The following is a 210-nucleotide window of genomic DNA, read 5'->3' as shown; positions in this document are numbered from 1 at the left end:
TTTATATTTCTTAGATACTATTCCATTTAAGGAAGTATATTTTACAGGAATAATAAGAGATGAAATAGGAAGAAAAATGTCTAAGTCTTTAGGTAATGCTCCTAATACTTTAGAGATTCTTGATAAATATGGATCAGATGCAGTTAGATTTAGTTTTATGTATAATACAAGTCAGGGACAAGATATATTCTTTTCTGAAAAATTCATAAG

General features: G+C 26.2%; 1 protein-coding gene. It reads left to right on the top strand.

Annotated elements, in window-relative coordinates:
• A partial coding sequence (locus BUE91_RS00460) for a class I tRNA ligase family protein (protein ID WP_143605887.1) occupies positions 1-210 on the top strand: 210 nt, incomplete at both ends.

Origin of the sequence: Streptobacillus notomytis, from assembly GCF_001902585.1 — a bacterium.
Taxonomy (GTDB): domain Bacteria; phylum Fusobacteriota; class Fusobacteriia; order Fusobacteriales; family Leptotrichiaceae; genus Streptobacillus; species Streptobacillus notomytis.
The sequence above is the reverse complement of the archived record's forward strand: the minus strand, read 5'-3'. Positions and strand labels throughout refer to the sequence as shown.